Genomic DNA, 25,794 nt, shown 5'->3' with positions numbered 1-25,794 from the left:
CTCCTAGCCCTTCAGGGCCTTGTCGACCGCAGCCTTGAGCGCCGCGAAGTCGACGTTTCCGCCAAGCTTCACGCCGTTGACGAAGAAGGTCGGCGACTGGTCGACGCCGTCCGCCTCGGCGTCCGCGTTGATGCGGGTCTGCATGGCGGTCAGCGCATCCTGATTGATGCAGGCGTTCAGCTTCTCTTCCGTCAGCCCAGCGCCCTTGGCGATCTTCAGGAGGCCGCCGCGCAGGTCGCTGGTGCGGTAGATCTCGGCCTGATCGCGGAACACCGCGGCCAGCACGTCGAAATACTTGTCCCGGCCGGCGCAGCGCGCGGTCAGGAAACCCAGGGCCGCGAAGTTCTGCGGCGGGGTCAGCAGCTCTCGCAGGACGAACCGCACCTTGCCGGTGTCGATGTAGGCCTTCTTGAACTGCGGGAAATCCTCATTGGCGAAGTGCGCGCAGTGCGGGCAACTGGCCGAGGCGTATTCAACCACCGTGACCTTGGCCTTGGGGTTGCCCAGGACCATGTCGTCGGCGCGCACCACCGGAGCGGCGGCGGCCGGCGAGAGGCCCGCCAGGGCGAACGCCGTCCCGGCCAGCAGCAGGCTGCGGCGGTCGGTGCGAAGGCTCTGGCGGGACAGTGTCACGTCGGTCGGTCCTTACTTCAGCGCGGCCTTGGCGGCGGCGACTTCGGTGTCGATCTTCGCCAGCGGCAGTTCGCCTTCGCCGATCAGCTTGCCGTTCAGGACAAAGCTGGGCGTGCTCGTGATCTTGGCGTCGCGGCTGTACTTCTCGACCCGGTCGTTCAGGTCCTTCAGCGACTTCTCGTCGGAGACGCAGGCGTCGAACTGGGCTTCGGTCATGCCGGCCGATTGGGCGATGCGCAGCAGCACGCCGCGGAAGTCGCCGGTGGAGAACATCTCCTGCTGGCCCTTGTACACGGCGTCGAGGACGGTGAAGTACTTGTCCTTGCCGGCGCAGCGCGCAGTCAGGAAGCCGGCGGCGGCGACCTCGACCGGCGGGGTCAGGAACTCGCGCATCACGTAGCGCACCTCGCCGGTGTCCACGTACTTCTTCTTGAACTCAGGGAAGACGTCCTGAGACCAGGCGGCGCAGTGGGTGCAGCTGGCGGAGGCGTACTCGACCAGGGTGATCTTGGCGTCAGCCGAGCCCAGGGTCATGTCCTCGGCGGTGACAGCCGAACCACCGGTCCCGCCCTTGGAGCAGGAGGCCACGGTGAGGGCGAGAGCGCCGGCGATCAGAACGCGGCGGTCGAAGAAACGCATGGCAAGATCCCTGAAATGCAGCCGTTAAGTCTAAGCCCGATTCCCGGCCAGGAGCGACGGGCGGTTCTTGGAGTCCAAAAGCAAGGCTGGCGGCGGCTTGTCAACGCGCCCCGCGCAGCACCTCGCGACCAAGCTTGAGCAATGCGGCTTTAAGGGGGCCGTCCGGCTGGCCCTTCAGGCTGGTCTCCAGGGACGCCTCGGTGGCCGCATCCAGGGGCGGCTTGCGGCGGCGGCCGGGCTTGGCCGCGGCGGCGGGCGCCTTCACCGGTCCCTGGACGATGCGCAGCTTGGTCACCACGCCCTTGCCCAGGATCAGGTCCAGGCGGGCGGTGATCTCGGCGGCCTGGTGCTGGATCAGGGTGGCCATGGGGCCGTCGACGCGCAATTCCAGGGTGCCGCCCTCGCCGGTGCGGGACTTGATGATCTTCACCGGCTCGGTACGCCGGGCCAGGTTTTCGCCGACGATCTCCTTCCATCGCCCTTGCAGGGCGGCGGGGCCGGCGCCGTACTTGTCGTCCAGCGCCTTGACCAGGCCGTTCAGGGCCTTGCCGGCCGGAGGCGGCGTGCGATGCGGCGGCCGGGTCTTGCGCGAGCGCAGGATGGCGACGGCTTCTTCGGCGGTGGGCAGGGTGCGGCGCATGAAGTTCCTATATACCCGGCTCGATGATCCCCGTCGCTCCCCTCCGCGCCGCTCTGCTGGACTGGTACGACGCCCACGCCCGCGACCTGCCCTGGCGGACCGGGCCGGCGGCCGGAATGGCGGGCGTGCGGTCCGATCCATACCGGGTCTGGCTGTCGGAAGTGATGCTGCAGCAGACCACCGTGCCGCACGCGACGCCGTACTTCCTGGGCTTCACCCAGCGCTGGCCGACGGTGTCGGACCTGGCGGCCGTGGACGATGGCGACCTGATGGCCGCCTGGGCTGGGCTTGGCTACTACGCTCGCGCCCGCAACCTGCTGGCCTGCGCCCGCGCGGTGGCGGAGCAGCATGGCGGCGTGTTCCCGGACACCGAGGCGGGTCTGCTGGCCCTGCCGGGCGTCGGCGCCTATACCGCCGCCGCCGTGGCCGCCATCGCCTTCGACCGGCCGGCCAATGTGGTGGACGGCAATGTGGAGCGGGTCATGGCCCGCCTGTTCGCGGTGGAGGAGCCGGTTCCCGCCTCCAAGCCCGAGCTGAAGCGCCTGGCGGGAGAGCTGGTCACGGACCAGCGGCCGGGCGACTGGGCGCAGGCGCTGATGGATCTGGGCGCCACCGTCTGTCGGCCCAAGGCTCCGCTGTGCGACCGCTGTCCGGTGTCGGACTTCTGCGAGGCGGTGAAGACCGGCGCGCCCGAAACCTATCCGAGGAAGACCAGGAAGGCCGACCGCCCGCGCCGGCATGGCGTCGCCTATGTCCTGACCCGCGACGGCGCCACCGCCCTGGTGCGGCGGGAGCCCAAGGGGCTGCTGGGCGGCATGCTGGCCCTGCCGACCAGCGAATGGCGCGCGACGCCGCTGTCGCCCGCCGAGGCGCTGAAGGCTGCGCCCATCGCCGCCGCCTGGCGGACGGTGGGTGAGGTCGAGCATGTCTTCACCCACTTCTCCCTGACCCTGACCGTGCTTGCGGCCGAGGGGGACGGGGAGTTCATCTGGACTCCGCATGAAGGACTACAGGCCCTGCCCAGCGTGTTCCTGAAGGCGGCGAGAGCGGCGGAGGCGAGGCTATGCTGAGGATCGGACTGCTGGGCGCATCGAAGATCGCGCCGAAGGCCGTGCTGCCCCCCATCGCCCTGCGCGACGACGTGGTGGTGACCGCCGTGGCGGCGCGGGATCTGGGCAAGGCGCAGGCCTATGCCGCGCAGCACGGCATCGCGACGGCCGTGGAGGGATACGAAGCCCTGATCGCCCGCGACGACGTGGACCTGATCTACAACGCCTTGCCGCCCGCCGCGCATCTGGAATGGACCCAGCGGGCCGCGGCGGCCGGCAAGCACATGCTTTGCGAGAAACCCTTCGCCATGACTGCCGCCGAGGCGCGCGCCATGGTCGATGTCGCGGAGGCGGCCGGTGTCGTGCTGATCGAGGCTTTCCACTATCGCTTCCACCCCATGATGACCCGGGCGCTGGAGGTCATGGCCTCGGGCGAACTGGGCCGCGTCCTCGGCGCCGAGGCGGTGTTCGACGTGGTGATCCCCAAGCGCGAGGGTGAGCTGCGCTGGATCCGCGAGCAGGGCGGCGGGGCGCTGATGGACCTGGGCTGCTATCCGCTGCACGCCCTGCGCACCCTGCTGGGCGTCGAGCCGGCGGTGCGCTCGGCGACCGCGCGCTGGGATGGCGGCGTTGATGCGGCGCTTGGGGCGGAGCTGGACTTCGGCGGGACGCCGGCCCGCATCCATTGCGACATGGAGGCGACGGAGCGGAAGATCCTGCTGCGCATCGACGGCGACAAGGCGTCGATGACCCTGGCAAGCTTCGTCCATCCCTATCGCGACGACGGCGGCCTGCGCATCGGCGACCGCTGGGAGCCGGCCGTGCCGATGACCACCTACGCGGCCCAGCTGGATCATGTGATCGAGGTGCTGGCGGGACGGGCGACGCCCCTGACCGGCGGCCGGGACGCCATCGCGACCATGACGGCCATCGACGCGATCTACGCGGCGGCGGGCCGCTAGAGCAGGGTCTTCAGGATCGCCGGGACTTCCGGTCCGATCTCACGCGCCAGGAAGCCGAGCGGTCCGACCTTTCGCGCCAGGACCCTTCCGGCCTCGCCGTGCAGGTACACACCAAAGACGGTCGCCTGCTCAGGCGTCGCGCCGCGCGCCAGCAGGCCGGTGATGATCCCGGCCAGGACATCGCCCGATCCGGACGTCCCCAGGCCCGGCCCGCCGCCGGGATAGGACCAGACGCGGCCGTCGGGCGCGGCGACATGGGTGGCGGCGCCCTTCATCGCGACCACGGCGGCGTGCCCACGGGCGACGGCCAGGGCGGTCGCCAGGGGATCGGCCTCGATCTCCTCCCTGGAGCGGCTGGTCAGGCGGGCCATCTCGCCGGAGTGCGGGGTCAGCACCACGCGGCCAGCGCGGCGCAGCAGCAGGTCGCGTCCGCTTTCGGCGGCGGGCAGGGCGCCGGCGTCGAGGACCAAGGCCGCCTCCGTCTCGGATTGCAGCAGGCTCAGGGCGACGGCCTCGCCCTCGGCCATCATGCCCGGGCCGATCAGCAGGGCGTCGCAACCGGGCAGGTGCCGGGCCAGCGGGTCCACCGACTGCGCCGTCAGGGCGCCGTAGTCGGACTTCAGGGCGAAGGCGCGCGCCTCGGGCAGGGACAGGCCCAGCTGGGCGGCGATCTGCTCCACCGTCGCCACCTGCAGCTTGCCGGCCCCGGCCCGCAGGGCGGCGGTGGCGGCCAGCACCACGGCTCCGGGAATCTCCGCGTGACCGCCGACGACCAGCACCCGGCCGCGCTCCTCCTTGCCGCCGCCGCCTGGTTGCGGGAGCGGCCATTGGCGCAGGAGCCTGGCGGTGATCTCGACGGGCGCGCTCATCGGGCGGCCACCGCCGGATCTGGTTGAGCGGTGACCGGTGCGCCGCCCTGGGCGACTGGAGCGGTGAAGTTCCAACGGGTCAGAACCATCCCGCCGTCATTCTCGTCCGGACGGAAGCGGTATTCGGTGACCCCGCAGTTGGCGATGTCGGCCTCGCGGTCGATGGCCAGGATCTGTTCCTCGGTCAGGCCGTCCAGCAGATAGCGCATGCACAAAACAACCACCTGGTGGGCGACGATCATGACCCGTTTGCCAGTGTGATGCAGGCTGATGGTGTCGAGCACGCTGCGCAGGCGCAGGATCACGTCGCACCAGCTCTCGCCGCCTGGCGGGCGGTGATAGAACTTGCCCAGCAGGCGACGAAACTCCGCCTGCTCGGGAAACTCGGCGCGGATGCCGACGCCGGTCAGGCGGTCGAGGACGCCGAACTCCTTTTCGCGCAGGCGTTCATCGACGCAGAACAGGGCGTCCGGCTTGGCCATCCCGCCTTTCTCGCGGATCAGCTCAGCGGTGTGGATGGCGCGGGCATAGGGCGAGACGAGCAGGGTCTGAGGGCGTTCATCCACGGGCTGCCGGGCGAACCAGTCGCCCAGGGCGCGGGCCTGGGCCTGGCCCAGGGCGCTGAGCGGCACGTCCATGTCGCGGTCGGCGATGTCGATGCGTCCAAGCCCGGCCGCATCGGCGGCGTCGCGGGCGACGTTTCCCGCGCTCTGCCCGTGACGGACGATCCAGAGAGTTTGAGGCCAGCGCTGGTCCATGGCGACTTAAATCCGCCAGGGGCCTTGTCGGTTCACTGCCCGCCGCCGCGGGCCTCCAGCCGGACGATGTCGATCAGCACGTCGCCCTGGACCAGATGCAGCAGATCATAGCGGTCCAGGGTCGGGTCGATGTGGCCCGGCGCGAAGTCGATGCGGTCGCCGCGCTGAACGTTTTCGCCAGCGGGGCGCGCCAGCATTCCATGCTCGTCGCCGAAGAAGCGATAGGCCGCGCTCGCGAAGCGCAGCGTCAGCGGCTGTGGCGCGGGGCCATCCGTCGAGAAGGCCTTCAGCCCGGCGTCCACCGTCACCCAGGCGGGGTGGTTGGCGCTGATCACCGTGGCGGCGATGGCGAGGCTCTGTTCAAAGGCCCCATCCGCATCGGCGCCCAGCGCGTCGCGGTACTCACGATCCATGAAGGCGTAGGAGCCGGGCTGCACCTCGTTCAGCACGCCCAGAGCGGCGTCGGCGCTGAAGGTCCCCGTGCCCCCGCCGGTGACGAGATCGACGACGCCGCCCGTGGCGCGGATCGCGTCGATGGCGGCCGTCAGCTTCGCCATCCCGTCCGTGACGGCGGCGGCGCGGGCGTTCTCGCCCTCCATGTGCTGCCAGTGCCCGCCATAGCCCTGGACGCCGAGCAGCTTCAGCTTCGGTTCGGCGAGGATGGCGCGGGCGACAGCGGCCGCTTGCTCGGGGGAGCCGCAGCCCGTGCGGCCAAGGCCCACGTCGATGTCGATCACCACCTGGATCAGGCCTTCGGCGGCGGCGGCCAGTTCGGCCACGCCCTCAGGGTGATCGACGACGATGCGGAAGTCGGAAATTCGCGCCGCGAGCCTCGCCGCGCGTTGGGCCGACAGGGTTCCGGCGATGGGCGAGGTGACGAGGACGGAGCCGACGCCCGCCTTCGCCATGGCCTCGGCCTCCGCCAGCTTGGCGCAGCAGATGCCGACGGCGCCGGCCTCGATCTGGCGATGGGCCAGGGTGGAGCACTTGTGGGACTTGGCGTGCGGCCGCAGGGCGAGGCCGGCATTCGCGGCGCGTTGCGCCATCCTGGCCACGTTACGGTCGAAGGCGTCGAGATCGAGGACCGCCGCCGGCGTGGGAATGCGGTGACGCGATCCCGCCTTGCCGATATCGGCCAAGGCGGCGGCCACGTGCGGACGATCGGCGAAGTCTCCCAGATCCGTCCGCACGGCTATCTTCCGCTAGTTCATCTCCGCGCGGACCTTGGCCCGCAGGACGTCGATGGGCGCCAGGCCCTTGTCGGTCTTGAAGTGCCAGTAGGTCCAGCCGTTGCAGGCGGGAGCCGACTGCACCATGGCGCCGACCTTGTGGATCGAGCCGGCCATGTCGCCGACCACCAGGCTGCCGTCGGCGCGGACCTTGGCGGCGCGTTCGCCCTTGGGATCGAACAGCATGTCTCCGGGCTGCAGCAGGCCGGCCTCGACGATGTGGCCGAAGGGCACGCGCGGCTCCGCGCGCTTGGAGCCCATGACCTGCAGGTCTTCCGGCGCGATCGGCACGACCTTGGAGATGCGCTCCTTGGCCAGTTCGGCGTACTCGGTCTCGCGCTCGATGCCGATGAACTGACGGCCCAGGCGCTTGGCGGCCGCGCCGGTGGTGCCGACGCCGAAGAACGGGTCGAGGACAACGTCGCCCGGCTTGGTGGACGACAGGATCACGCGGTGAAGCAGGGCTTCCGGCTTCTGGGTCGGGTGGGCCTTTTCGCCGGCGGCGTTCTTGATCCGCTCATCGCCGGTGCACAGAGGCAGGGTCCAGTCCGAGCGCATCTGCACTTCATCGTTCGCCATCTTCATGGCGTCGTAGTTGAAGGTGTAGCGCTTGGCCCCGCGGCCCTTGGCGGCCCAGATCATGGTCTCGTGGGCGTTGGTGAACCGGGTGCCCTTGAAGTTCGGCATCGGGTTCGACTTGCGCCAGATCACGTCGTTCAGGATCCAGAAGCCCAGGTCCTGCAGGATCGAGCCGACGCGGAAGATGTTGTGGTAGCTGCCGATCACCCAAAGGGCCCCGTCGTCCTTGAGGACCCGGCGGGCGGCCTTCAGCCAGTCGCGGGTGAAGGCGTCGTAGGCGGCGAAGCTTTCGAACTGGTCCCAGTGATCGTCGACCGCATCGACCTTCGAATTGTCGGGACGCAGCAGATCGCCGCCCAACTGAAGGTTGTAAGGCGGGTCGGCGAAGACGAGATCGACGCTTTTCTCGGGCAGGGCGTTCATCTGCTCGATGCAGTCGCCCTGTATGATCAGTTCAGGCCCGAGCTTCATGACGCCCTAACACTCCCGGTTACGCGAAGAGGTTGGAATCTGACCGCCGCGTGGTTAGCGCCATTATAAAAAACATGGTGAATGCGCTGTTAATCTTGCCAAGTCACAAAACTTGAGTCCCTCATTCATATGCCGAAAGGCTGGAGGGAACAGATTATGCGCAGCCAAGCCGATGGGGCGGTATGGCGGCCAGAGGGCGACACGTGGACTCGGGCGCTTGCCCGCTGCTCGTCGCTCGAGGCCTTTGTGTTCGCGGCAGCGGGGCTTTTCGCCTTCGCGGTCGGGGCTTTCGCCGGCCCGTTCAACTGAACGCAAGACCAATGGAGGCCGCCGGTCGCCGGCGGCCTTTTGTCTATCCGAAGAGGGCCTAGGTGTCGAAGCTATGAAGGTTGTTCACCCGGGGCGGAGCTGAGAGGCTGGAGTTGCGACACAACAACTTCTAGCTCCGGAGGCCCCGGATGAACGTCCATAAGAATGCTCGGCTGACGCCAGTTGGTCGAGCCTTGATGATCAGCCGTATTGAGGATGACAGCTGGCCGGTGGCTCGGGCAGCGTCGGCGAGCGGCGTATCACGACGCTGCGCCTACCGATGGCTGGCCCGACATCGCACGGGTGATCGGCAATTGCATGACCGCAGTTCAGCGCCGCGGCGATGCCCCCTTCGTGTCTCGGCGGACCGCCAGGCCCAGATCGAAGCGATGCGCCGCCAGCGGATGACCGGACCGGTCATAGCCCGGGGGCTGGGCATGGCCCGCTCGACTGTCGGCCTGGTCTTGCGTCGCCTGGGTCTGGGCAAACTGAAGATGCTTGAGCCCAAGGCTCCAGTCATCCGCTATGAGCGCTCACGGCCTGGCGAGCTGATCCATCTGGACATCAAGAAGCTCAATCGGTTCACCACCGAAGGTCACCGCATCACCAAAGATCGCCGACTGGGTCGATCATACCGCGCCGGCTGGGAGTTCCTGCACGTCTGCGTCGATGACGCCTCGCGTCTGGCCTACACGGAAATCTTGGGGTCCGAGCGGCAGGACGACACGACCGCCTTCCTGCAACGCGCTCTGGCCTGGCTCAGCCGACAAGGCGTCCAGGTCGAGCGGGTGATGACCGACAACGGCGCAGCCTACTGCTCAAGGCAGTTCGCCGCCGCTCTCAAACTCGCCGGAGCCCGGCATCTCAGAACCCGGCCCTACACCCCACGCACCAATGGCAAGGCCGAACGCTTCATCCAGACCAGCCTGCGTGAATGGGCCTACGCCAGACCCTATTCCTCTTCCGACGAACGCGCACGCGCCGTTACGGCTTGGACCGACAGCTACAACCTGGCTCGACCACACTCCGGCATCGCTGGCCTCACACCCTGGCAGCGTGTGACCAACCTTCTTGGAAACGACACCTAGGCCTCTTCCAGCGCCGCCTTGAACGGCGCCCAGCTCAACCTGTGAATGGGTGAAGGTCCGAGTCTGCGGATTGCTTCCATGTGCGTGGGCGCGCCGTAGCCCTTGTGGCTGGCGAAGCCGTAGCCGGGATGCACGGCGTCCATCTCGACCATCAGCCGATCCCGCGCCGTCTTGGCCAGCACCGACGCCGCAGCGATGGACGACGAGATGCCGTCGCCGCCGACCACGGTCTTGATCTCGCAGGGCAGCTTGAAGCGGTAGTTGCCGTCCACCAGGGCGAAGACCGGCTGAATGCTGAGCCCCTCCACAGCCCGGCACATGGCCAGACCCGTGGCGTGCAGGATGTTCAGCTCGGCGATCTCCTCGACGCTGGCGAAGGCCACGGAGAAGGCGATGGCGCGGGCCTTGATCTCGAACTCCAGGGCGTCGCGCTGTTTGGCGGTCAGCTTCTTGGAGTTGTTCAGGCCGGCGGGGATGTGGTTGGGATCGAGGATCACCGCCGCCGCGCAGACGGGGCCCGCCAGGGGGCCACGGCCGGCCTCGTCCACCCCGCAGACGGGGCCGGGGCAGGCGGCTTCGAGCAGCATGTCGGGAATCGGCTTCACCCGGCGCTCATAGCCTCGCATTCGTCGTGGCGGAAGCAGCAGGTCAGGTGGTCGTTGACCATGCCGGTGGCCTGCATGAACGCATAGACGATCACCGGACCGCAGAACTTGAAGCCCCGCGCCTTCAGCGCCTTGGCCATGGCCTCGGCCTCCGGGGTCTTCACCGGCACCTGCGACCTGTCGTCCCAACGGTTCTGGATCGGCGAGCCGCCGACGAAGTCCCACAGGAACTTGGAGAAGTCCTCGCCCCGGTCGCGCATGTCCAGATAGAGGCGCGCGCCGTTGATGGCGGCGTCGATCTTGGCGCCGGAGCGGATGATGCCGGCGTCGGCCAGCAGGCGCTCGCGGTCGGCTTCTCCGAAGCGGGCGACCTTCTCTGGATCGAAGCCGGCGAAGGCGGTGCGGAAGTTCTCGCGCTTCTTCAGGATCGTCACCCAGGACAGGCCGGCCTGGAAGCCGTCCAGCACCAGTTTCTCCCATAAGGCGCGCGGATCGTACTCCGGCACGCCCCAGTCGGTGTCGTGATAGGCCTCATAGACGGGATCGCCGGCCATGCCGTGCCAGACGCAGCGCGTGATCATCACCCGGCCAGGAAGGTGTCGATGGCGGCGTTCAGGGCCGCCGCCTGGTCGATCATGATGAAGTGATAGCTGCCGTCGACCTGGACCAGCTTGGCGCCCGTCAGCGGGGCGTAGGCGGCGGCGTACCAGGCTGGATAGTTGGCTGTGAACGGCAAGCTGGCGTCGGTGGGATAGACGACGGTGACCGGGGCGATGACCTTGGCCAGTTCCGGCGTCAGGTCGGTGGTCAGGAGCTCGTGCATCGAGCGGGCCTGGACGTTGCGGTCGCTGGTCAGGCCCTGGCGGACGATCTCTTCGCGGGCGGCGGGGGTCTTCACCATGCCGGCGATGGTCTGGCGGGTGCTGGCCTCGTGCTCGGCTAGCGGGGCGTTCTCCAGGCGGGCCTTGATGGCGCCCGCGTTGGCGGCGATCTGTTCGGGCGTGGCGGTCGGACCGAAGAAGGCGACCGCCAATTTGGGGAACATGTCGATGACCATCAGGCGGCCGACCAGGTCCGGATGCCGGGCGGTCAGCATCATGCCCATGGTCCCGCCCATGGAATGACCGATGACGGCGGGCTTCTTCAGCCCCTTGGCCTTGATGTAGGCGGCCAACTCTTCGGCCACGCCGGCGGCCACCAGGCCGTCCTTGTTGCCGGCGACCGGCGCGCCGGCGAAGCCGCCAAGCTGCACCAGGTGGAGCCGATATTTGCCCTGCAGGTGGGCGGCGACGCCGTCCCACACGCTGCGCGAGGAGGTCAGGCCGGGGATCAGGATCACGTCCGGCCCGGAGCCCTTCACTTCGACGGTGAAGCGCGGCTCGGCCGCGTGGGTGACGCCGGCGACGGCGACAGCCGAGGTCGCGGCGGCGATGAAGGTGCGACGGTCCATGAATCCCTCCCGGTAAGGGTCAGGAAGCTAGCCGCCGCCTCGCCGCCGCGCCAGTGGCGCGGTTAGCGCCTTTCGGACCTTAGCCCTTCCACTCGGGCAGGGCGTTCAGCTGAGCCTTGGTCAGCTTGGTGCGAACGATGTGGTCGTCATTGTCGCCGGGCTCGGGCGCGACGGTCACGTCGGCCAGGGCGACGACAACCTTCTTGTCGAGGCCCATGCGGTCGATCTCGATCACGACGGCGGTGGGCTTGCCGGCGGAATCCAGCAGGACGTGCTCGACCTCGCCCGCCTTCTTGTTGGCGGAGTCGATCACGTCGGCGTCCTCGACCTGGCCGACGGTGAACGCGCCCTTGGCGGGCACGTTCTCGTCGCGGGCGACGGTGAAGGTCTGGGCGATGGCGCCGCCGCCGATCGCGGCGACGGACAGGCCGATGAGCAGGGTTTTCATGGAAACCTCCTTTGAATTGGACGAGGAGCGAACGCCTCGTCCAATCCGCAGTTCCGGTTTCAGGCGATCCAGTCGGGGCGCTCGACCCGCACGGGGCGGTCGTCCACGGTCAGGTCCGCGCCCACGATCCGGTCCAGCCGCAGCAGGGCCATGGCGCGGCCGTCGACGCCCGAAAGAACCTCGCCCGCCCGCAGGGTTCCGGCCAGGACCTCGGCCCCGTAGGCTGGCGGCGGGCCGTCGAAGGTGATCGGCAGCATGCGGTTCTTGATCTGGCCCCGGCGCTTCATACGCGAGGTGGTTTCCTGACCGACGAAGCAGCCCTTCTTGAAGTCGATCCCGGCCAGCAGGTCGAAATTGGCCTCGATGGGATAGGTCTTCTCGCCCGCCCAATCGGCCGGGCCGGGCACGCCCCGCGACAGGCGGAAGGCGTCGTAGTCCGCCTCGGCCGCATCGGCTTGCGCGACGACGCCATAGCCGCGCCAGCCCAGGTCGGGGCGGCGGGGGTCGCGGGCCCAGCCGTCGCCCGGCGCTTCCTCCACGCCGAACGCCGCCAGGATCGGCGCGTCGTCGGCGGCGATGTCGACCTTGGCCCGCAGGCGATAGAGGCTCATGCGCTGGACCATGGCGTCGCGATGCTCGGCGGCGATGTCCAGCCAGGCGCCGTCCTCGAAGCCGACGACGAACAGGTCGAACATCAGTCGACCCTGCGGGGTCAGCAGGGCGGCGAAGCGCGCCTCGCCCGGCTGGAGGGTCGATACGTCCTGCGTCAGCTGGCCCTGCAGGAAGGTCCGCCAGTCGGGACCGGAGAATCTGATCAGGGCGCGGGAGGATAGGCGGGCGATGCTCATGTCAGCCATGTGGCGCCGTGACGCCTTTAACGCCAGAGGCTCGTGCTATCATTAACCATGGGCCGCGCTAACTTCCCGATTCTCTTCATCACCGCGACGCGGATCGGCGACGCGGTCCTGTCCTCGGGCCTGCTGAAACGCCTGGCCGACGAAGTGCCCAACGCCCGCTTCACCGTGGTCGCCGGCCCGATCGCCGCCCCGCTGTTCGCGCAGGTTCCGAACCTCGACCGCCTGATCGTCATGGAGAAGGGCAAGGGCAAGGCCCACTGGTTCAAGCTGTGGAGCCAGGTGCGCCACAAGAAGTGGGGCCTGATCGTCGATCTGCGCGGCTCGGCCATCAGCGGCTTCCTGCGCCGCGACCGCCGCGCCGTTCACCGCAAGAATTTCGGCGAGCCGGTCCACAAGGTGATCCAGGCCGCCCGCGTCCTGACCCTCGAAGACGACCCGCCGTCGCCGTTCCTATTCACCTCCGACGAGACGGAGGCCCGCGCCGCCGAGCTGACGGCCGGCGAAGGTCCGATCCTGGCCATCGGACCGTCCTCCAACTGGATCGGCAAGGTGTGGCCCACCGAGCGTTTCGGCCAGACCGCCAAGTCGCTGCTGGCCGACGAGTTGAAGGGCGGCCGCCTGATGATCCTGGGCGGCAAGGACGACCGGATGATCGCCGACGACCTGATCGCGGCCTTCCCGAAGGACCGGGTCATCGATCTGGTCGGCCAGGCTGATCTTCTGACCGCCTATGCCTGCCTGAAGCGGGCGCGGCTGTTCGTGGGCAATGATTCCGGCCTGATGCACATGGCCGCCGCCGCTGGTGTTCCGACCATCGGTCTGTTCGGCCCGTCAGACGACCTGCTCTACGCCCCCTGGGGGCCCAAGGCGCGCGCCGTGCGCGGGCCGCGCGAGTTCGAGCAGTTCGTGAAGCTGGACCCTGATCTGAGCCAATCGATCCGCCATATGATCGATCTGCCGGTGGCGAGCGTGCTGGAAACCGCTAAAGAACTTCTCGCGGCGACGGCTGAGCAGCCCGAGCGCGCGGCGGCCCAGCCGGTCGCCAAACCCAAGAAGACGCGGACCAAGAAGGCGGCCAGCGAGGCCTGACCTTCTCCGCGGCGCCAGCGCGGAGACGAGACCATGGCCCAGACCTTCGACCTGATCGTGCGGGGCGGCGAAGTCGCCAACCACGCCGGCCGCGGCCTGGCGGATGTCGGCGTGGTCGCCGGCAAGATCGTCGCCATCGGCGACCTGTCCCAGGCCTCGGCGGGCGAGGTGTTCGACGCCTCGGGCCTGACCGTCCTGCCCGGCGTCATAGACACCCAGGTCCACTTCCGCGAGCCGGGCCTGGAGTGGAAGGAAGATCTCGAAAGCGGATCGCGCGGCGCGATCCTGGGCGGCGTCACCGCCGTGTTCGAGATGCCCAACACCGAACCCAACACCACCGACCCGGCGACCCTGGCGGACAAGCTGGCGCGGGCCAAGAACCGCATGCACTGCGACCACGCCTTCTATGTGGGCGGCACGCACGAGAACGCGCAGTTCCTTGGCGAGCTGGAGCGTCTGCCCGGCTGTTGCGGGATCAAGGTGTTCATGGGCGCTTCCACCGGCACCCTGCTGGTGCAGGACGACGAGGGGGTGGAGCAGGTGCTTCGCCACGTGAACCGCCGCGCCGCCTTCCACTCCGAGGACGAATACCGCTTGGCCGAGCGTCGTCCGCTGGCGCGCACCGGCGACTGGACCAGCCACCCGGAAGTCCGCGACGAGATCAGCGCCATGCAGTCCACCGAGCGGCTGGTGCGCATCGCCCGCGGCCTGGGCAAGCGCATCCACGTCCTGCACGTGACCACCGCGCAGGAGGTCGAGTTCCTGGCCAAGCACAAGGACGTGGCCAGCGTCGAGTTCACGCCCCAGCACCTGACCCTGACCGCGCCGGAGGCCTATGAGCGGCTGAAGGGCTACGCCCAGATGAACCCGCCGATCCGCAGCGCCGAGCATGTGGCGGGCCTGTGGCGCGGCCTGGCCTCGGGCGTCGCCGACGTCATCGGCTCCGACCACGCCCCGCACACCATCGAGGAGAAGGCGCGACCCTATCCGGCCTCGCCGTCGGGCATGCCGGGCGTGCAGACCCTGGTGCCGATCATGCTGACGCACGTGGCCGAGGGCCGTCTGACCCTGGAACGGTTCATCGACCTGACCAGCCATGGCGCCAACCGCATCTTCGGCCTGGCCGACAAGGGCCGCCTGGCCGAGGGCTACGACGCCGACCTGACCATCGTCGATCTGAAGGCCGAGCGCACCATCACCGCCGAGCAGCAGGCCACTCGCGCCGGCTGGACCCCCTTCGACGGCTTCAAGGCCAAGGGCTGGCCCATGGCCACCATCGTGCGCGGCGTGGCGGTGATGCGCGACGGCGAAGTGATCGCCGAAGGCCGCGGCGAGCCGGTCCGGTTCCTGGAGACGCTGGCGGGGTAAGCGTCTTCCCTCTCCCTTGATGGGAGAGGGATCGAGGGTGAGGGTGGCTGCTGAGTTGCAGCTGCGCTGACCGCAACCGCCGCATCACCCTCATCCCCGACCCTTCTCCCATCGAGGGAAGGGAGGTTTGTTTTCAAACCCCCAGATGCAGAAAACCCCGCCGGATCGCTCCGGCGGGGCTCCTACAGTATCCGATTAGGGACCGGACTTATTTCTTAGTCACGTTCGTGGGCAGCTTGCAGCCGCCGCCGACGCCCTTGGCCTGAACGCAGCTGAGGAGTTCCTTGGGCTGATCCGTTCCTTTTGGGAAGACCAAAACCCAACCCGGCAGACCGTCCGAGCACGCGACTTCCAGATAGCCGTCGGTGTCGGTCGAACCGATGCCGCGCACGTCCGAAACCTGGCAGCTGCCCTTGCCGAACTTGACCAGGTGCTGGGTCAGGCCCGGGTAGTACGGTTCCTTCTTGGTGAAGGAGCAGCGGTAGCCGGCGAACTCGGCCAGGACGCAGTTGTGGAACTTGGCGCTGTTGGCGCCGAACTCGCCGATGGCGCCGTCCGGACGGTTCGAGCACTGCAGTTCGACGACTTCCACGCCGCTGACGCGGGCCGGCAGCATGCCGTACTTGGCCACGTCGCAGTCGAAGCCGCCCTTCTTGGCCAGGCGGGTGTAGAGCGCGGCCTGTTCGGTCTGAGCGGCGCGAGCGTCGGTCAGGGTGCAGCCGCCGCCGACGAATTCGGCCTGAGCGCAGTCGATGGCGCGGGCGAGCTTACCGTCGACGCCCTGCTGGAACATGTAGCCCTTGCCGTCGGCGCAGGAGGCTTCGAAGTAGTTCGAGCCGTCCTTGGTGCTGAGGACGTAGCGCTTGTCCTTGACGGCGCAGTTCTTGTCCGACTGGGCGGCGAGCTGGTCGATGACGGCCAGTTGCGCGGCGCGGTCGGTCAGGGTGCACGACACGTTGCCGCCCGGCTCGTACAGCAGGCAGCTTTGCATGGCGACGTCCTGGGCCGGGTTCGGCGGGGACGAGGTGCTCATGATGTAGCCCGAGCCGCCCTTACAGGCGATTTCGAAGTAGGCGGCCTTGGCGCCGGCGCCGATGGAGCGGGCCTTTTCGATTTCGCAGGGCACGCCGGCCTTGGCGACGAACGGCTTCATGCCGGCCAGAGCGTCGGCATTGCCGGGCAGCTTGCACTCCAGGCCCGACGGCTTGCCGTCCGGGCGGGGTTGGCCGGTTTCGAGGCAGGTGAACGCGCCCGGCTTGGAGCCGTCCGACTTGCCCACCAGGACGAAGCCGCCGCCTTCCGAGCAGTTCACTTCGTAGTAGCTCGAATTGACCTTGGTGGCCTTGTCGGTGTTCTTGGCGATGAACCGCGCGTCGGCCAGGGTGCAGGCGAGACCCGCCGCCTGGATGACGGCCGGCGCTTCAGCCATGCCCTGCGCCTTGGTCTTGTCTTCCTTGGGCGCCGCCTGAGCGGCTCCGCCCAGGGTGGCGACGGCCATCGCGGCCAACGCTATCCCGAACAGCTTCATGGGTTTTGATCTCCTGGACATTCCCCGAACCGCCCATAAGCGCGAGCGCCGGGGCAGGGTCAAGATGGCCGTTCGGCCTTGGGGTTGGACCAAAGCCTCTAAACGCCGATGATGGCGAAAAACGGGAGATGATGTTGCGGGATGGATTTGAAACCGCCGAGCCGGAGCAGCGCCGCGCACGGCTGAGCTACCCGTTCGAGACCGCGCCCGAATCAGGCGCCGGCGATGCGGTCGAGGTCGCGCCCGGCGTCCTGTGGTTGCGCCAGCCGCTGGGCGGTTCTCTGGGTTTCATCAACGTCTGGGCGATCGAGGACGGCGAGGGCTGGGCGATCGTCGATACCGGAATGGCCACGCCTCCGACCAAGGACGGTTGGCGGGCCGCCTTCGCCGGCGCCCTGGGCGGACGGCCGGTGACGCGGGTGATCGTCACCCACCTGCATCCCGACCATATCGGCCTGGCCGGCTGGATGACCCGCAAGTTCGACTGCCGTCTTTGGATGACGCGGCTGGAGTATTTCCAGTGCCGCATGCTGGTGGCCGACACCGGCCGCGAGGCGCCGCTGGACGGGGTGCGTTTCTATCGCGCCGCCGGCTGGGACGAGGCGGCGATCGAGCACTATCAGGTCAAGTTCGGCGGCTTCGGCCGCGCGGTCCATGCGCTGCCGGACAGCTATCGCCGCATGGTCGATGGCGAGACCTTCGATATCGGCGGCCGGCCCTGGACCGTGGTCGTCGGCTCCGGCCATTCGCCCGAGCACGCCTGTCTGTGGCAGCCGGAGCTGAAGCTGCTGATCAGCGGCGACCAGGTGCTGCCCAAGATCTCGTCCAACGTCTCGGTCTTCCCGACGGAGCCGCAGGCCGACCCCATGCATGACTGGCTCACCTCGCTGGCCCGGGTGAAGACCGTCGTGCCGGAGGATGTGCTGGTCCTGCCGGCGCACAATGATCCCTTCCACGGCCTGCATTCGCGCATCGATCATCTGATCGCCGGGCACGAGCGGGCCCTGGCGCGGCTGGAGAAGAACCTGCGCGAAGGGCCGAGGCGGGCGGTGGACGTGTTCTCCCTGTTGTTCGCGCGGGTGATCGGTCCGGACCTGCTGGGCATGGCGACGGGGGAGGCCATCGCCCACCTCAACTGCCTTGTTCATCGCGGTTCGGTGTTGGTCGAGCCGGACGCGGACGGCGTGCTCTGGTACCGCGCCGCCTGAGCGTCCTCATAAGGCGCTTGATATTTCGTACGCGAATTATATTCTGGATCCGAGATGACGAAGACGATCGACCGTCGCTGGTATTTCCTTCTCTCCGCCGGGCAACGCCGTGTGCAGCGCTGGGTGGAAGGGCGAATGGCCGCCAGCAAGGACGGCCTGACCGGCGCCCAGGCGGGACTGCTGTTCTTCCTGGGCAATCGCGACGGCGCTCTGATCGGCGAGGCGGCTGAGGCTCTGGATGTCGCCCCGTCGGCCATGACCGGCCTGGTCGACCGCTCGGAGCGTGCGGGCCTGGTCGAGCGCCGGCCCGACACCGAGGACGGCCGCTCGCTGCGTCTTCATCTGACCGACAAGGGCCGGGACGCGCGGGCGACCGCGAAGGCCGGCCTGACCGAGATCAACGAGAAGCTCACCGAAGGCTTCTCGGACGAGGAAATGCAGATCGTCAGCCGCTGGCTGACCAGCCTGTCGGAGAAGTTCCGGCGCGCTGAATAGACAGGACGACCGAGAGATGACCGAACCCGTTCGCGTGGCTGTCGAAGACGGCGTGATGCGCCTGACCTTCGCCCGGCCCGACAAGAAGAACGCGATCACCAACGCCATGTACGGCGTGCTGGCCGACGCCCTGGAGCAGGCGGAGGCGGACGCTTCGATCCGGGCCGTGCTGATCCATGGCGAGGGCGGGGTCTTTACGTCCGGCAACGACCTGATGGACTTCGCCGCCCAGGCGACGGGCGCCTTCACCGGAGAGCGGCACGTGCTGCGCTTCCTGTCGGCCCTGGCCTGGGCGACCAAGCCGCTGGTGGCGGCGGTGGAAGGTCTGGCGGTGGGCGTCGGCACCACCATGCTGCTGCATTGCGACCTGGTCTTCGTGGCCAAGGACGCCAAGCTGACCACCCCCTTCGTCAATCTGGCCCTGGTGCCGGAAGCGGCGTCCAGCCTGCTGCTGCCGCAGCGCATCGGCCATGCCCGCGCCTTCGCCATGTTCGCCCTGGGCGAGGCGTTGAGCGGCGAGGAAGCCGTCACGCTGGGCGTCGCCAACGCCGCCCTGCCGGCGGGCGAGGTCCTGGCCCGCGCCGAGGACGCCGCCCGCAAGCTGACCCAGCGCCCCCTGGGCGCGGTGGTCGCCACCAAGAAGCTGATGCGCGAGTTCGCCCTGATCCAGGACGTGATGGACGTGGAAGGCCAGATCTTCGGCGAGCGCCTGCAGACCGCCGAAGCGCGCGAAGCCTTCTCCGCCTTTGTCGAGCGCCGCCCGCCCGACTTCAGCAAGGTGGCCTGATCCCGCCCGCGTGGTAGCGTTTCCCAAAACAGGGAAACGCCGCCATGTCGGATCGCATCACCTCCTCCTTCGGACGTTCATCCACCGCACGGGAAGTCGTGGCGGGTCATGACCTAACCGGCCGCACCGCCATCGTCACCGGCGGGGCCACCGGCATCGGGATCGAGACCGCCCGCGCCCTGGCCGAGGCCGGCGCCGACGTGGTCATCGCTGCGCGCAAGCCCGACCTGGCCGAAGCCGCCGTGGCCGACATCGCCAGGACCGCGAAGGGTAAGGTGGGGTGGTCGATGCTCGACCTCGCCAGCCAGGCCTCCATCCGCGCCTTCGCCGAGCGTTGGGGCGACCGGCCCCTGGATCTGCTGATCAACAACGCCGGCGTCATGGCCTGTCCGCTCGACCGCACCGAGGACGGGCTGGAGATGCAGATCGGCGCCAACCACTTCGGCCACTACCTGCTGACCGTGCTGCTGGCGCCGTCGCTGGAGAAGGCGTCGCGGCCGGGGCGGACCTCGCGGGTGGTGTCGCTGTCGTCCATCGGCCATCGCCGCTCGGGCGTGAACTTCGACGATCCGCAGTATCGCCAGCGCCCCTACGACAAGTGGGAAAGCTACGGTCAGGCCAAGACGGCCAACGCCCTGTTCGCGGTCGGCTTCGACAAGCGGTTCAAGGATCGCGGCGTGCGCGCCAACTCGGTGATGCCGGGCGGCATCCTGACGCCCCTGCAGCGCCACCTGTCCATCGAGGAGCAGCAGGCGCTGGGCTGGCTGGATGAGGACGGCAAGCCGCGTGAGGGCTTCAAGACGCCGGAGCAGGGGGCCTCGACCTCCGTCTGGGCGGCGGTGGGGCCGGAGCTGGAAGGCGTCGGCGGGCTCTATCTGGAAGACTGCGCCCAGGCCGCGCCCTGGGTGAAAGAAAAGCCCTGGGCCGGGGTCATGCCCCACGCCCTCGATCCTGATGCGGCCGAGCGGCTGTGGACCCTGTCTCACGAGACGACCGGCGCATGACCGTCACCCTACGCCGCGCGGGTCCCGACGACCTCGATCTGGTGTTCGGCTTCGTCCGCGATCTGGCCGAGCACCAGGGCGACCTTGACCACATGCACGCCACCCGCGCCGATCTGGCGACGGCCCTGTTCGCGCCCGAGCCGCACGTGTTCTGCGACATCGCCGAGCGCGACGGCGAGGCGCTGGGCGGGGCGGTGTGGTTCTACACCTTCTCCACCTGGACCGGCCGGCGGGGCATCTATCTGGAAGACCTGTTCGTCCGCCCGCAGGCGCGCGGCCTGGGCGTCGGGCGCATCCTGCTGGGCAGCCTGGCCAGGCGGGCGCTGGACGAAGGCTGCGCGCGGGTGGAGTGGGCGGTGTCGAACCACAACCTCGATGGCGCGACGTTCTACGCGCGACAGGGCGCGGCTGGGCAAGACAGCTACCGCATCTGGCGCCTGGACGGCGAGGCCATGCGGGACCTGGCCAAGGCCTAGGTCAGCCGGTCGGCCTTGCGCAGGACCGGGAACAGCTTGGCCCAGATGGCGGTGACCGCCAGCGCCCCGGCGCCGCCGACGACCGCCGCGGCCACCGGGCCGATGAAGCGGGCGACGAGACCGCTCTCGAACTCGCCCAACTCGTTGGACGCGCTGATGAATACGCCCGAGACGGCCGCGACCCGGCCGCGCATGGCGTCGGGGGTGACGATCTGCACCAGGGTCTGGCGGATGAACACCGAGACCATGTCCGCCGCGCCGAGCACGACCAGGGCGGCCACCGACAGCCACAGATACTTCGACAGGCCGAAGACGATGGTCGCCGCGCCGAACACGGCGACGCCGATGAACATCGCCGCCCCGGCGTGCCGTCGGATCGGGGTGGCCGCCAGGTAGATGCCGACGATGGTCGCGCCGATGGCCGGCGCGGCGCGCAGGATGCCGAACCCTTCGGGGCCGACGTGCAGCACGTCGCGGGCGAAGACCGGCAGCAGGGCGGTGGCCCCGCCCAGCAGCACCGCGAACAGGTCCAGCGAGATCGAGCCGAAGACGATCTTGTTGCTCCACACATAGGCCAGCCCTTCCTTGATCAGGGCGATGCGCGAGCCGATCTGGGTCTGGGGTTTGGTGTTGGTGCGGATGAACGACAGAAGCAGGGCGGCCGTCAGGTACATCCCGACCGAACTGCCGAAGGCGAGCGCCGGAGAGATGGCGCACAGCAGGCCGCCCAGGGCCGGGCCGATGATCGAGGCCGACTGCCAGGCCAGGGAGTTCCAGGCGATGGCGCGGGGCAGTAGCTCGCGGGGCACCAGCATCGGGGCCATGGCGCTGTTGGCCGGCGACAGGAAGGCGCGCGAGGCGCCGAACAGGACCGACGCCGCGAAGATCGGCCAAAGGCCAGTGTGGCCGCTGAAGGCCAGCCAGGCCAGGACCCCGGCGGTGCAGCTGTCCACCAGGATGGAGATCACCACGGTGCGCCGGCGGTCGTAGCGGTCGGCCGCCTCGCCCGCGATCAGCGTCAGGCAGAACAGCGGCAGGAACTGCGCCAGGCCGATCATCCCGACCCAGAACGCGCCCTCGGCCACGGTGTGACCCGTCTCCCGCGCTAGGGCGTAGACCTGCCAGCCCAGCGACACGGCCTGGATCTGGACGCCCAGGATGGCGATGAATCGCGCGGCCCAGAACTTGGGGAAATCAGGCTGTCGGAGCAGCGCCTTCAGTGAGGCTGCGGCGGGCGCGTCGGCGCTGGAGAAGGGCTCGGTCATGGGCGGCGGCACCATGCGCCGCAGGCGTGAGCATGGCAACGCTGTTGACCCGGGGCGTCATGAGCCTTATGCGCGCCGGTCATCTTTGACGGTTATGTGGGGCAGGCATGCGACGCCAGCGACGAACCCCGCGCTCGACGCGCTCGTAACGCCTCCCGGCCGCGATGACCGGGAGCCAACCCTCCCGTCTTCCGTTCGCCCAAGGCCGATGACCGTCAACACCGCTTCCCTCGACGCCGCTTACGAAATCTCCCTGGAGACGCCGGCCGACGCCGCGCCCATCGAGAAGCTGCTGGACCGCGCCTTTGGCCCGGGCCGCTTCGTGAAGACGTCCGAGCGCCTGCGCGAAGGCAATCTTCCCCTGGCCGACCTGTGCCTTGCCGCCCGTTCGGACGGCGAGATCGTCGGTTCGGTGCGCCTGTGGCCGGTACTGATCGGCGGCGCGCCCTGCGCCTTCCTCGGTCCTCTGGCCGTGGACCCGGCGCGCCAGGGCGAAGGCCTGGGCCAGGCCCTGGTCGCCGCGGCCTGCGAGGCGGCGGCGCGGTCGGGCTGGCCTGCGGTGCTGCTGGTGGGGCATCCGCCGTTCTTCGCCAAGCTCGGCTTCGTCCAGGCCCCGGCCGGCATCCGCCTGCCCGGTCCGGTGGAGGCGCGCCGCTTGCTTGTGCGTTCGCTGCGCGATGGCGGGACGGACGGGCTGTCGGGCGACGTCGTGATCGATCCGGCCTCGGCGCCGCTTTCCTGATCGCCTGAACGGGCCTAACTGAAGGTCCGATGACCCAATCACAGAAGACCGGACTGGACGGCGTGGCCGAGGCGGCGAAATCCGCGGGCGCGCGCGGCTTGCCGCCGGTGCATCTGTGGCATCCCGAGCATTGCGGCGACATCGACATCCGCATCGCCAGGGATGGGGTCTGGTTCCACGAGGGCACGCCTATCGGCCGCGAGGCCCTGGTGCGGCTGTTCTCCACCGTCCTGCGCAAGGATCCCGACGGCTTTCATCTGGTCACCCCGGTGGAGAAGATGCGGATTGAGGTGGAGGACGCCCCGTTCATCGCCGTGCGCGTCGATCGCGTGGGCGAGACCCTGCGCTTCCAGACCAATGTCGGCGATGAGGTCGAGGCGGGACCGGACAACGCCATCCGCGTGGAGATGGACGAGGCGACGGGCGAGCCCCGGCCTTACCTGCATGTCCGTCGGGGGCTGGAGGCCCTGATCGCCCGGCCGGTCTTCTATGAGCTGGTCGAGATGGCGGTGGAGCGGGACACGGCGGAAGGCCGCCGCTTCTGCGTCGAGTTCGAACGGCGTCTGGTTTCCGGTGGGGCCGACCGCATGAGCGCGCCTTTCATGGCCGCCGAGCAGCGGAGCTTCATCACCAGCCGCCTGGACACCCTGAGCAGTTTCGATCCCGAGGCCGGCGGCGGCTTCCGCTCCGACTTCGATCTCAATCCGGACCTGAAGAGCCTGGAGCCGGTGAAACTGCGCGAGGCGGCGGTGCTGATTCCCTTGGTGGAGCGGCCGGAGGGGCTGACGGTGATCCTGACCCGCCGGGCCGACACCCTGCGCAACCACGCGGGCCAGATCGGCTTTCCGGGCGGGCGCATGGACCCGGGCGAGACCCCTTGGGACGCCGCCCTGCGCGAGGCGGACGAAGAGATCGCCCTCAACCCCGCCCTGGTCCACCTGGCCGGGCTGTCGACGCCCTATCGCACCGGCACCGGCTATCACGTCATCCCGGTGGTGGGGTTCATCAAGCCCGGCTTCACCCTGACGGCCAGCGCGGCGGAGGTGGCGGACGTCTTCGAGACGCCCTTCGACTTCCTGATGGATCCGTCCAATCACCATCGGCGGTCCTACGAAATGCCGGACGGCGGTAAGCGCTGGTTCTACGCCATGCCGTGGGGCGAGCGGCTGATCTGGGGCGCGACGGCCGGAATGCTGCGCGCCCTGTGGCAAAGGCTTTACGGCGAGGATTGAGCTTCCGCCGGGGCAGGGTGCTAGGTTGCCGCAAAAGCGAGGGAGCGTAGCGTGACCGACAGCATCGGCGTGCAGCCGTGGATGAGCGATCCGGCCACCCAGGCGGTGATGAAGGCCCTGGAAGCGGCGGGTGGCGCGGGTTGTGCGCGGTTTGTCGGCGGCTGCGTGCGCAACACCCTGCTGAACCGCCCGGTCGACGACATCGACATCGCCACGTCCTTGCTGCCGGAGCAGACCATCGCGGCGATCGAGGTTGCCGGCCTGCGCGCCATCCCCACGGGCATCGAGCACGGCACGGTCACGGCGATCAGCAACAGCCGGCCGTTCGAGATCACCACCCTGCGCCATGACGTGGAGACCGACGGCCGCCATGCGGTGGTCGCCTTCACCGACGACTGGGCGCAGGACGCGGCGCGGCGGGATTTTCGCCTCAACGCCCTCTATGCCGACATCACAGGCGCGATCTTCGACCCGACGGGCGAGGGCGTGGCCGACGCCAAAGCTGGGCGTATCGTCTTCGTCGGCGAGCCGGCCACGCGGATCGAGGAAGACTATCTGCGCATCCTGCGCTTCTTCCGCTTCTTCGCCTGGTACGGGCGGGGCGAGGCGGATGCGGCGGCCCTGGCGGCCTGCGGCGCGGCCAAGGACATGGTGGCCAGTTGTTCGGCCGAGCGGATCGCCAAGGAACTGCTGAAGCTGCTGGCCGCCGATGATCCCCGGGTCGCGGTCCGCCTTATGGCCGCCTGCGGCGTGCTGGGCGTCATCCTGCCGGAGGCGGGCGACCTGTCCCGGTTCGAGGGGCTGATCACGGTGGAGACCGAGCAGCTGTTCACCTGTGACGCCGACCTGCGCCTCGCCGCCCTGGCCGGTGGAGATGAAGCGGCCGCCGGCGCCCTTGCCGACCGCCTGCGCCTGTCCAACGCCCAGAAGGGCCGCCTGCAGGCCGCCGCCGGCGAGGAGCCGCGCATCGTAAGCTGGATGAGCCCGCGCGAGGCGCGGCGGACGGTCTACGCCCTGGGCCAGAACGCTTTCGCCGACCGTATCAAGCTGGCCTGGGCCGCCGCCGACCGTTCGGCCGTGACGCCGCAATGGCGCGGGCTGCTGGCCCTGGCCGAGACCTGGACCCCGCCGCCGTTCCCGATCAGCGGCGACGAGATCCTGTCGGCGGGCGTGCCAAAGGGGCCGCTGGTCGGCCAGGTGCGCAGGGAGGTCGAGACCTGGTGGGTCGACCAGGATTTCCTGGAGGACAAGTTCTCCGCCATCGAACGGCTGAAGGCGGTGGCTCAGGGGCTCGCCTACTAGGGCCTGGCCTACTGAGGCAACTTCAGGGGGACCTGCGCCGTTGTGCGGCGTGGAGGCAGGTCCCATGCGCGCACATTCCATCCTGATGCTGGCGGGCGTCGTCGCCCTTACCGGGGCCGTCGCCCTGACGACCGGCCAGGCCGCCGCGCCGAAGACGGCCAGCGCACCCCAGACGCTGAAGCCGGTCAGCGCCTTCGCCGCCATTTCCGACACGCGAGCAAGGTCCCAGGCCCTGTTCGTCGAGGCGGGCAAGGTGATCCAGCATCCGCGCTGCCTGAACTGCCACCCCGCCGACCGCACCCCGACCCAGGGGATGATGATGAAGGCGCACAACCCGCCGATGCGGGCCGGCGAGGCGGGACATGGCGTCCCCGGCCTGCCGTGCCTGTCCTGTCACCACGCCAAGAACGTGCCGGCCATGGGCGAGACTATCCGCAGCGTTCCGGGCGATCCGAAGTGGGCCCTGGCCCCGCAGGAAATGGCCTGGCAGGGGCGCTCGCTCGGCCAGATCTGCGCGCAGATCAAGGACCCGTCGCGCAATGGCGGCAAGACCCTGGCCGAACTGCATCACCACATGGCGGAGGATCACCTAGTCGGCTGGGGCTGGAACCCCGGAGTGGGGCGGGAGCCGGCGCCCGGCGACCAGAAGCGCTTCGGCGAACTGATCAAGGCCTGGATCGACACGGGCGCCGCCTGCCCCGCCTGATGCGGG

At 69.0% G+C, this 25,794-nt stretch carries 28 protein-coding genes and 1 pseudogene; 15 read left to right on the top strand and 14 right to left on the bottom strand.

The window, feature by feature from the left end; all coding sequences use genetic code 11:
* Nucleotides 1-3: 3 nt before the first annotated feature.
* The 3 genes from ABOZ73_RS05380 to ABOZ73_RS05370 all read right to left on the bottom strand — a co-directional run bounded on the left by ABOZ73_RS05380 (nt 4) and on the right by ABOZ73_RS05370 (nt 1,912).
* Nucleotides 4-633 carry a DsbA family protein gene (locus ABOZ73_RS05380; RefSeq protein ID WP_369061338.1) on the bottom strand — a complete coding sequence of 210 codons (630 nt, stop codon included), beginning with the start codon at nt 631-633 and terminating at the stop codon, nt 4-6.
* A 12-nt stretch (nt 634-645) separates the two neighbouring features.
* Nucleotides 646-1,272 carry a thioredoxin domain-containing protein gene (locus ABOZ73_RS05375; protein WP_369061336.1) on the bottom strand — a complete coding sequence of 209 codons (627 nt, stop codon included), beginning with the start codon at nt 1,270-1,272 and terminating at the stop codon, nt 646-648.
* A gap of 100 nt (nt 1,273-1,372) precedes the next feature.
* Nucleotides 1,373-1,912, bottom strand: a complete 540-nt coding sequence (locus tag ABOZ73_RS05370) for a DUF721 domain-containing protein (RefSeq protein ID WP_369061334.1) — start codon at nt 1,910-1,912, stop codon at nt 1,373-1,375.
* Nucleotides 1,913-1,935: 23 nt separating this feature from the next.
* On the opposite strand from ABOZ73_RS05370, the gene mutY reads away from it, so the two are divergent.
* Nucleotides 1,936-2,982 (top strand): A/G-specific adenine glycosylase, encoded by a 1,047-nt coding sequence (mutY, locus tag ABOZ73_RS05365; protein ID WP_369061332.1) that lies wholly within the window; start codon nt 1,936-1,938, stop codon nt 2,980-2,982.
* A complete protein-coding gene (locus ABOZ73_RS05360; RefSeq protein ID WP_369061330.1) occupies nt 2,976-3,923 on the top strand; it encodes a Gfo/Idh/MocA family protein in 948 nt (315 codons plus the stop codon). Before mutY ends, ABOZ73_RS05360 begins: the two co-directional genes overlap by 7 nt.
* Here ABOZ73_RS05360 and ABOZ73_RS05355 read toward each other — a convergent pair.
* Genes ABOZ73_RS05355 through ABOZ73_RS05340 form a run of 4 tightly spaced genes read right to left on the bottom strand, consistent with a single transcriptional unit; the run spans nt 3,920 to nt 7,829 of the window.
* The gene (locus ABOZ73_RS05355) at nt 3,920-4,792 is read right to left on the bottom strand and encodes an NAD(P)H-hydrate dehydratase (protein ID WP_369061328.1); all 873 of its coding nucleotides are present in this window, start codon (nt 4,790-4,792) and stop codon (nt 3,920-3,922) included. The two genes, ABOZ73_RS05360 and ABOZ73_RS05355, sit on opposite strands and share 4 nt — an antisense overlap.
* Nucleotides 4,789-5,550 (bottom strand): histidine phosphatase family protein, encoded by a 762-nt coding sequence (locus tag ABOZ73_RS05350; RefSeq protein WP_369061326.1) that lies wholly within the window; start codon nt 5,548-5,550, stop codon nt 4,789-4,791. Before ABOZ73_RS05350 ends, ABOZ73_RS05355 begins: the two co-directional genes overlap by 4 nt.
* A 32-nt stretch (nt 5,551-5,582) precedes the next feature.
* Nucleotides 5,583-6,740, bottom strand: coding sequence for a DSD1 family PLP-dependent enzyme (locus ABOZ73_RS05345; RefSeq protein WP_369061324.1), 1,158 nt, complete (start codon nt 6,738-6,740; stop codon nt 5,583-5,585).
* A gap of 12 nt (nt 6,741-6,752) precedes the next feature.
* Nucleotides 6,753-7,829 (bottom strand): site-specific DNA-methyltransferase, encoded by a 1,077-nt coding sequence (locus tag ABOZ73_RS05340; RefSeq protein ID WP_369061323.1) that lies wholly within the window; start codon nt 7,827-7,829, stop codon nt 6,753-6,755.
* Between the two features lie 458 nt (nt 7,830-8,287).
* Between ABOZ73_RS05340 and ABOZ73_RS05335 the strand changes: the two genes are divergently transcribed.
* Nucleotides 8,288-9,226: an IS481 family transposase gene (locus tag ABOZ73_RS05335; RefSeq protein WP_369058233.1), complete on the top strand. Its 939-nt coding sequence runs from the start codon at nt 8,288-8,290 to the stop codon at nt 9,224-9,226.
* On the opposite strand, the gene ABOZ73_RS05330 is transcribed toward ABOZ73_RS05335, so the two are convergent.
* From ABOZ73_RS05330 to ABOZ73_RS05310, 5 genes are all read right to left on the bottom strand, one after another.
* A complete protein-coding gene (locus ABOZ73_RS05330) occupies nt 9,223-9,813 on the bottom strand; it encodes a ribonuclease HII (protein ID WP_369062490.1) in 591 nt (196 codons plus the stop codon). The genes ABOZ73_RS05335 and ABOZ73_RS05330 overlap by 4 nt on opposite strands.
* A 14-nt stretch (nt 9,814-9,827) precedes the next feature.
* The gene (locus ABOZ73_RS05325) at nt 9,828-10,412 is read right to left on the bottom strand and encodes a DNA-3-methyladenine glycosylase I (RefSeq protein ID WP_369061322.1); all 585 of its coding nucleotides are present in this window, start codon (nt 10,410-10,412) and stop codon (nt 9,828-9,830) included.
* Nucleotides 10,412-11,281, bottom strand: a complete 870-nt coding sequence (locus ABOZ73_RS05320; protein ID WP_369061321.1) for an alpha/beta fold hydrolase — start codon at nt 11,279-11,281, stop codon at nt 10,412-10,414. The genes ABOZ73_RS05325 and ABOZ73_RS05320 overlap by 1 nt, the downstream gene beginning before the upstream one ends.
* A gap of 79 nt (nt 11,282-11,360) precedes the next feature.
* The gene (locus ABOZ73_RS05315; protein ID WP_369061320.1) at nt 11,361-11,729 is read right to left on the bottom strand and encodes a PRC-barrel domain-containing protein; all 369 of its coding nucleotides are present in this window, start codon (nt 11,727-11,729) and stop codon (nt 11,361-11,363) included.
* Nucleotides 11,730-11,788: 59 nt separating this feature from the next.
* Nucleotides 11,789-12,577: a folate-binding protein YgfZ gene (locus ABOZ73_RS05310; protein ID WP_369062489.1), complete on the bottom strand. Its 789-nt coding sequence runs from the start codon at nt 12,575-12,577 to the stop codon at nt 11,789-11,791.
* A 57-nt stretch (nt 12,578-12,634) separates the two neighbouring features.
* On the opposite strand from ABOZ73_RS05310, the gene ABOZ73_RS05305 reads away from it, so the two are divergent.
* Nucleotides 12,635-13,675, top strand: coding sequence for a glycosyltransferase family 9 protein (locus ABOZ73_RS05305; protein WP_369061318.1), 1,041 nt, complete (start codon nt 12,635-12,637; stop codon nt 13,673-13,675).
* 33 nt (nt 13,676-13,708) lie between these two features.
* Nucleotides 13,709-15,043 carry a dihydroorotase gene (locus tag ABOZ73_RS05300; RefSeq protein WP_369061316.1) on the top strand — a complete coding sequence of 445 codons (1,335 nt, stop codon included), beginning with the start codon at nt 13,709-13,711 and terminating at the stop codon, nt 15,041-15,043.
* A gap of 208 nt (nt 15,044-15,251) precedes the next feature.
* Here the strand turns inward: ABOZ73_RS05300 and ABOZ73_RS05295 are convergent, their stop codons facing one another.
* Nucleotides 15,252-16,571 (bottom strand): hypothetical protein, encoded by a 1,320-nt coding sequence (locus ABOZ73_RS05295; protein ID WP_369061314.1) that lies wholly within the window; start codon nt 16,569-16,571, stop codon nt 15,252-15,254.
* 134 nt (nt 16,572-16,705) lie between these two features.
* Between ABOZ73_RS05295 and ABOZ73_RS05290 the strand changes: the two genes are divergently transcribed.
* Genes ABOZ73_RS05290 through ABOZ73_RS05270 form a run of 5 tightly spaced genes read left to right on the top strand, consistent with a single transcriptional unit; the run spans nt 16,706 to nt 20,541 of the window.
* Nucleotides 16,706-17,779, top strand: a complete 1,074-nt coding sequence (locus ABOZ73_RS05290; protein ID WP_369061312.1) for an MBL fold metallo-hydrolase — start codon at nt 16,706-16,708, stop codon at nt 17,777-17,779.
* A 54-nt stretch (nt 17,780-17,833) separates the two neighbouring features.
* Nucleotides 17,834-18,274, top strand: coding sequence for a MarR family winged helix-turn-helix transcriptional regulator (locus tag ABOZ73_RS05285; RefSeq protein ID WP_369061310.1), 441 nt, complete (start codon nt 17,834-17,836; stop codon nt 18,272-18,274).
* 16 nt (nt 18,275-18,290) lie between these two features.
* Complete coding sequence (locus tag ABOZ73_RS05280; protein ID WP_369061308.1) at nt 18,291-19,061, top strand: enoyl-CoA hydratase; 771 nt, start codon at nt 18,291-18,293, stop codon at nt 19,059-19,061.
* Between the two features lie 44 nt (nt 19,062-19,105).
* Nucleotides 19,106-20,065 (top strand): SDR family NAD(P)-dependent oxidoreductase, encoded by a 960-nt coding sequence (locus tag ABOZ73_RS05275; RefSeq protein WP_369061306.1) that lies wholly within the window; start codon nt 19,106-19,108, stop codon nt 20,063-20,065.
* Entirely contained in the window at nt 20,062-20,541 is a 480-nt protein-coding gene (locus ABOZ73_RS05270) for an N-acetyltransferase family protein (protein WP_369061304.1), read from the top strand. The genes ABOZ73_RS05275 and ABOZ73_RS05270 overlap by 4 nt, the downstream gene beginning before the upstream one ends.
* On the opposite strand, the gene ABOZ73_RS05265 is transcribed toward ABOZ73_RS05270, so the two are convergent.
* Nucleotides 20,538-21,806, bottom strand: coding sequence for an MFS transporter (locus ABOZ73_RS05265; RefSeq protein ID WP_369061302.1), 1,269 nt, complete (start codon nt 21,804-21,806; stop codon nt 20,538-20,540). The two genes, ABOZ73_RS05270 and ABOZ73_RS05265, sit on opposite strands and share 4 nt — an antisense overlap.
* Nucleotides 21,807-22,014: 208 nt before the next feature.
* Here ABOZ73_RS05265 and ABOZ73_RS05260 point away from each other — a divergent pair, with 208 nt between their 5' ends.
* From ABOZ73_RS05260 to ABOZ73_RS05240, 5 genes and pseudogenes are all read left to right on the top strand, one after another.
* Entirely contained in the window at nt 22,015-22,548 is a 534-nt protein-coding gene (locus ABOZ73_RS05260; protein ID WP_369061300.1) for a GNAT family N-acetyltransferase, read from the top strand.
* Between the two features lie 29 nt (nt 22,549-22,577).
* Nucleotides 22,578-23,069: pseudogene (locus tag ABOZ73_RS05255) on the top strand (DUF1285 domain-containing protein); the annotation flags it as partial.
* Nucleotides 23,052-23,780, top strand: a complete 729-nt coding sequence (locus ABOZ73_RS05250; RefSeq protein ID WP_369062488.1) for a CoA pyrophosphatase — start codon at nt 23,052-23,054, stop codon at nt 23,778-23,780. The pseudogene ABOZ73_RS05255 and the gene ABOZ73_RS05250, both read left to right, overlap by 18 nt.
* 81 nt (nt 23,781-23,861) lie before the next feature.
* Entirely contained in the window at nt 23,862-25,082 is a 1,221-nt protein-coding gene (locus tag ABOZ73_RS05245) for a CCA tRNA nucleotidyltransferase (protein WP_369062487.1), read from the top strand.
* A gap of 64 nt (nt 25,083-25,146) precedes the next feature.
* A complete protein-coding gene (locus ABOZ73_RS05240) occupies nt 25,147-25,788 on the top strand; it encodes an Isoquinoline 1-oxidoreductase subunit (protein ID WP_369061298.1) in 642 nt (213 codons plus the stop codon).
* Nucleotides 25,789-25,794 lie beyond the last annotated feature (6 nt).

Origin of the sequence: Caulobacter sp. 73W (genome assembly GCF_041021955.1) — a bacterium.
Taxonomy (GTDB): domain Bacteria; phylum Pseudomonadota; class Alphaproteobacteria; order Caulobacterales; family Caulobacteraceae; genus Caulobacter.
Note: the sequence above shows the minus strand (reverse complement) of the source record. Positions and strands in the feature narration are given on the sequence as shown.

Coding starts and splice junctions, on each gene's coding strand:
- ABOZ73_RS05375 (WP_369061336.1), bottom strand. CDS start 1,272: ATGCGTTTCTTCGACCGCCGCGTTCTGATCGCCGGCGCTCTCGCCCTC.
- ABOZ73_RS05370 (WP_369061334.1), bottom strand. CDS start 1,912: ATGCGCCGCACCCTGCCCACCGCCGAAGAAGCCGTCGCCATCCTGCGC.
- mutY (WP_369061332.1), top strand. CDS start 1,936: ATGATCCCCGTCGCTCCCCTCCGCGCCGCTCTGCTGGACTGGTACGAC.
- ABOZ73_RS05360 (WP_369061330.1), top strand. CDS start 2,976: ATGCTGAGGATCGGACTGCTGGGCGCATCGAAGATCGCGCCGAAGGCC.
- ABOZ73_RS05355 (WP_369061328.1), bottom strand. CDS start 4,792: ATGAGCGCGCCCGTCGAGATCACCGCCAGGCTCCTGCGCCAATGGCCG.
- ABOZ73_RS05350 (WP_369061326.1), bottom strand. CDS start 5,550: ATGGACCAGCGCTGGCCTCAAACTCTCTGGATCGTCCGTCACGGGCAG.
- ABOZ73_RS05340 (WP_369061323.1), bottom strand. CDS start 7,829: ATGAAGCTCGGGCCTGAACTGATCATACAGGGCGACTGCATCGAGCAG.
- ABOZ73_RS05335 (WP_369058233.1), top strand. CDS start 8,288: ATGAACGTCCATAAGAATGCTCGGCTGACGCCAGTTGGTCGAGCCTTG.
- ABOZ73_RS05330 (WP_369062490.1), bottom strand. CDS start 9,813: ATGCTGCTCGAAGCCGCCTGCCCCGGCCCCGTCTGCGGGGTGGACGAG.
- ABOZ73_RS05325 (WP_369061322.1), bottom strand. CDS start 10,412: ATGATCACGCGCTGCGTCTGGCACGGCATGGCCGGCGATCCCGTCTAT.
- ABOZ73_RS05320 (WP_369061321.1), bottom strand. CDS start 11,281: ATGGACCGTCGCACCTTCATCGCCGCCGCGACCTCGGCTGTCGCCGTC.
- ABOZ73_RS05315 (WP_369061320.1), bottom strand. CDS start 11,729: ATGAAAACCCTGCTCATCGGCCTGTCCGTCGCCGCGATCGGCGGCGGC.
- ABOZ73_RS05310 (WP_369062489.1), bottom strand. CDS start 12,577: ATGAGCATCGCCCGCCTATCCTCCCGCGCCCTGATCAGATTCTCCGGT.
- ABOZ73_RS05305 (WP_369061318.1), top strand. CDS start 12,635: ATGGGCCGCGCTAACTTCCCGATTCTCTTCATCACCGCGACGCGGATC.
- ABOZ73_RS05300 (WP_369061316.1), top strand. CDS start 13,709: ATGGCCCAGACCTTCGACCTGATCGTGCGGGGCGGCGAAGTCGCCAAC.
- ABOZ73_RS05295 (WP_369061314.1), bottom strand. CDS start 16,571: ATGAAGCTGTTCGGGATAGCGTTGGCCGCGATGGCCGTCGCCACCCTG.
- ABOZ73_RS05285 (WP_369061310.1), top strand. CDS start 17,834: ATGACGAAGACGATCGACCGTCGCTGGTATTTCCTTCTCTCCGCCGGG.
- ABOZ73_RS05280 (WP_369061308.1), top strand. CDS start 18,291: ATGACCGAACCCGTTCGCGTGGCTGTCGAAGACGGCGTGATGCGCCTG.
- ABOZ73_RS05275 (WP_369061306.1), top strand. CDS start 19,106: ATGTCGGATCGCATCACCTCCTCCTTCGGACGTTCATCCACCGCACGG.
- ABOZ73_RS05270 (WP_369061304.1), top strand. CDS start 20,062: ATGACCGTCACCCTACGCCGCGCGGGTCCCGACGACCTCGATCTGGTG.
- ABOZ73_RS05265 (WP_369061302.1), bottom strand. CDS start 21,806: ATGACCGAGCCCTTCTCCAGCGCCGACGCGCCCGCCGCAGCCTCACTG.
- ABOZ73_RS05260 (WP_369061300.1), top strand. CDS start 22,015: ATGACCGTCAACACCGCTTCCCTCGACGCCGCTTACGAAATCTCCCTG.
- ABOZ73_RS05250 (WP_369062488.1), top strand. CDS start 23,052: ATGGCGGTGGAGCGGGACACGGCGGAAGGCCGCCGCTTCTGCGTCGAG.
- ABOZ73_RS05245 (WP_369062487.1), top strand. CDS start 23,862: ATGAGCGATCCGGCCACCCAGGCGGTGATGAAGGCCCTGGAAGCGGCG.
- ABOZ73_RS05240 (WP_369061298.1), top strand. CDS start 25,147: ATGCGCGCACATTCCATCCTGATGCTGGCGGGCGTCGTCGCCCTTACC.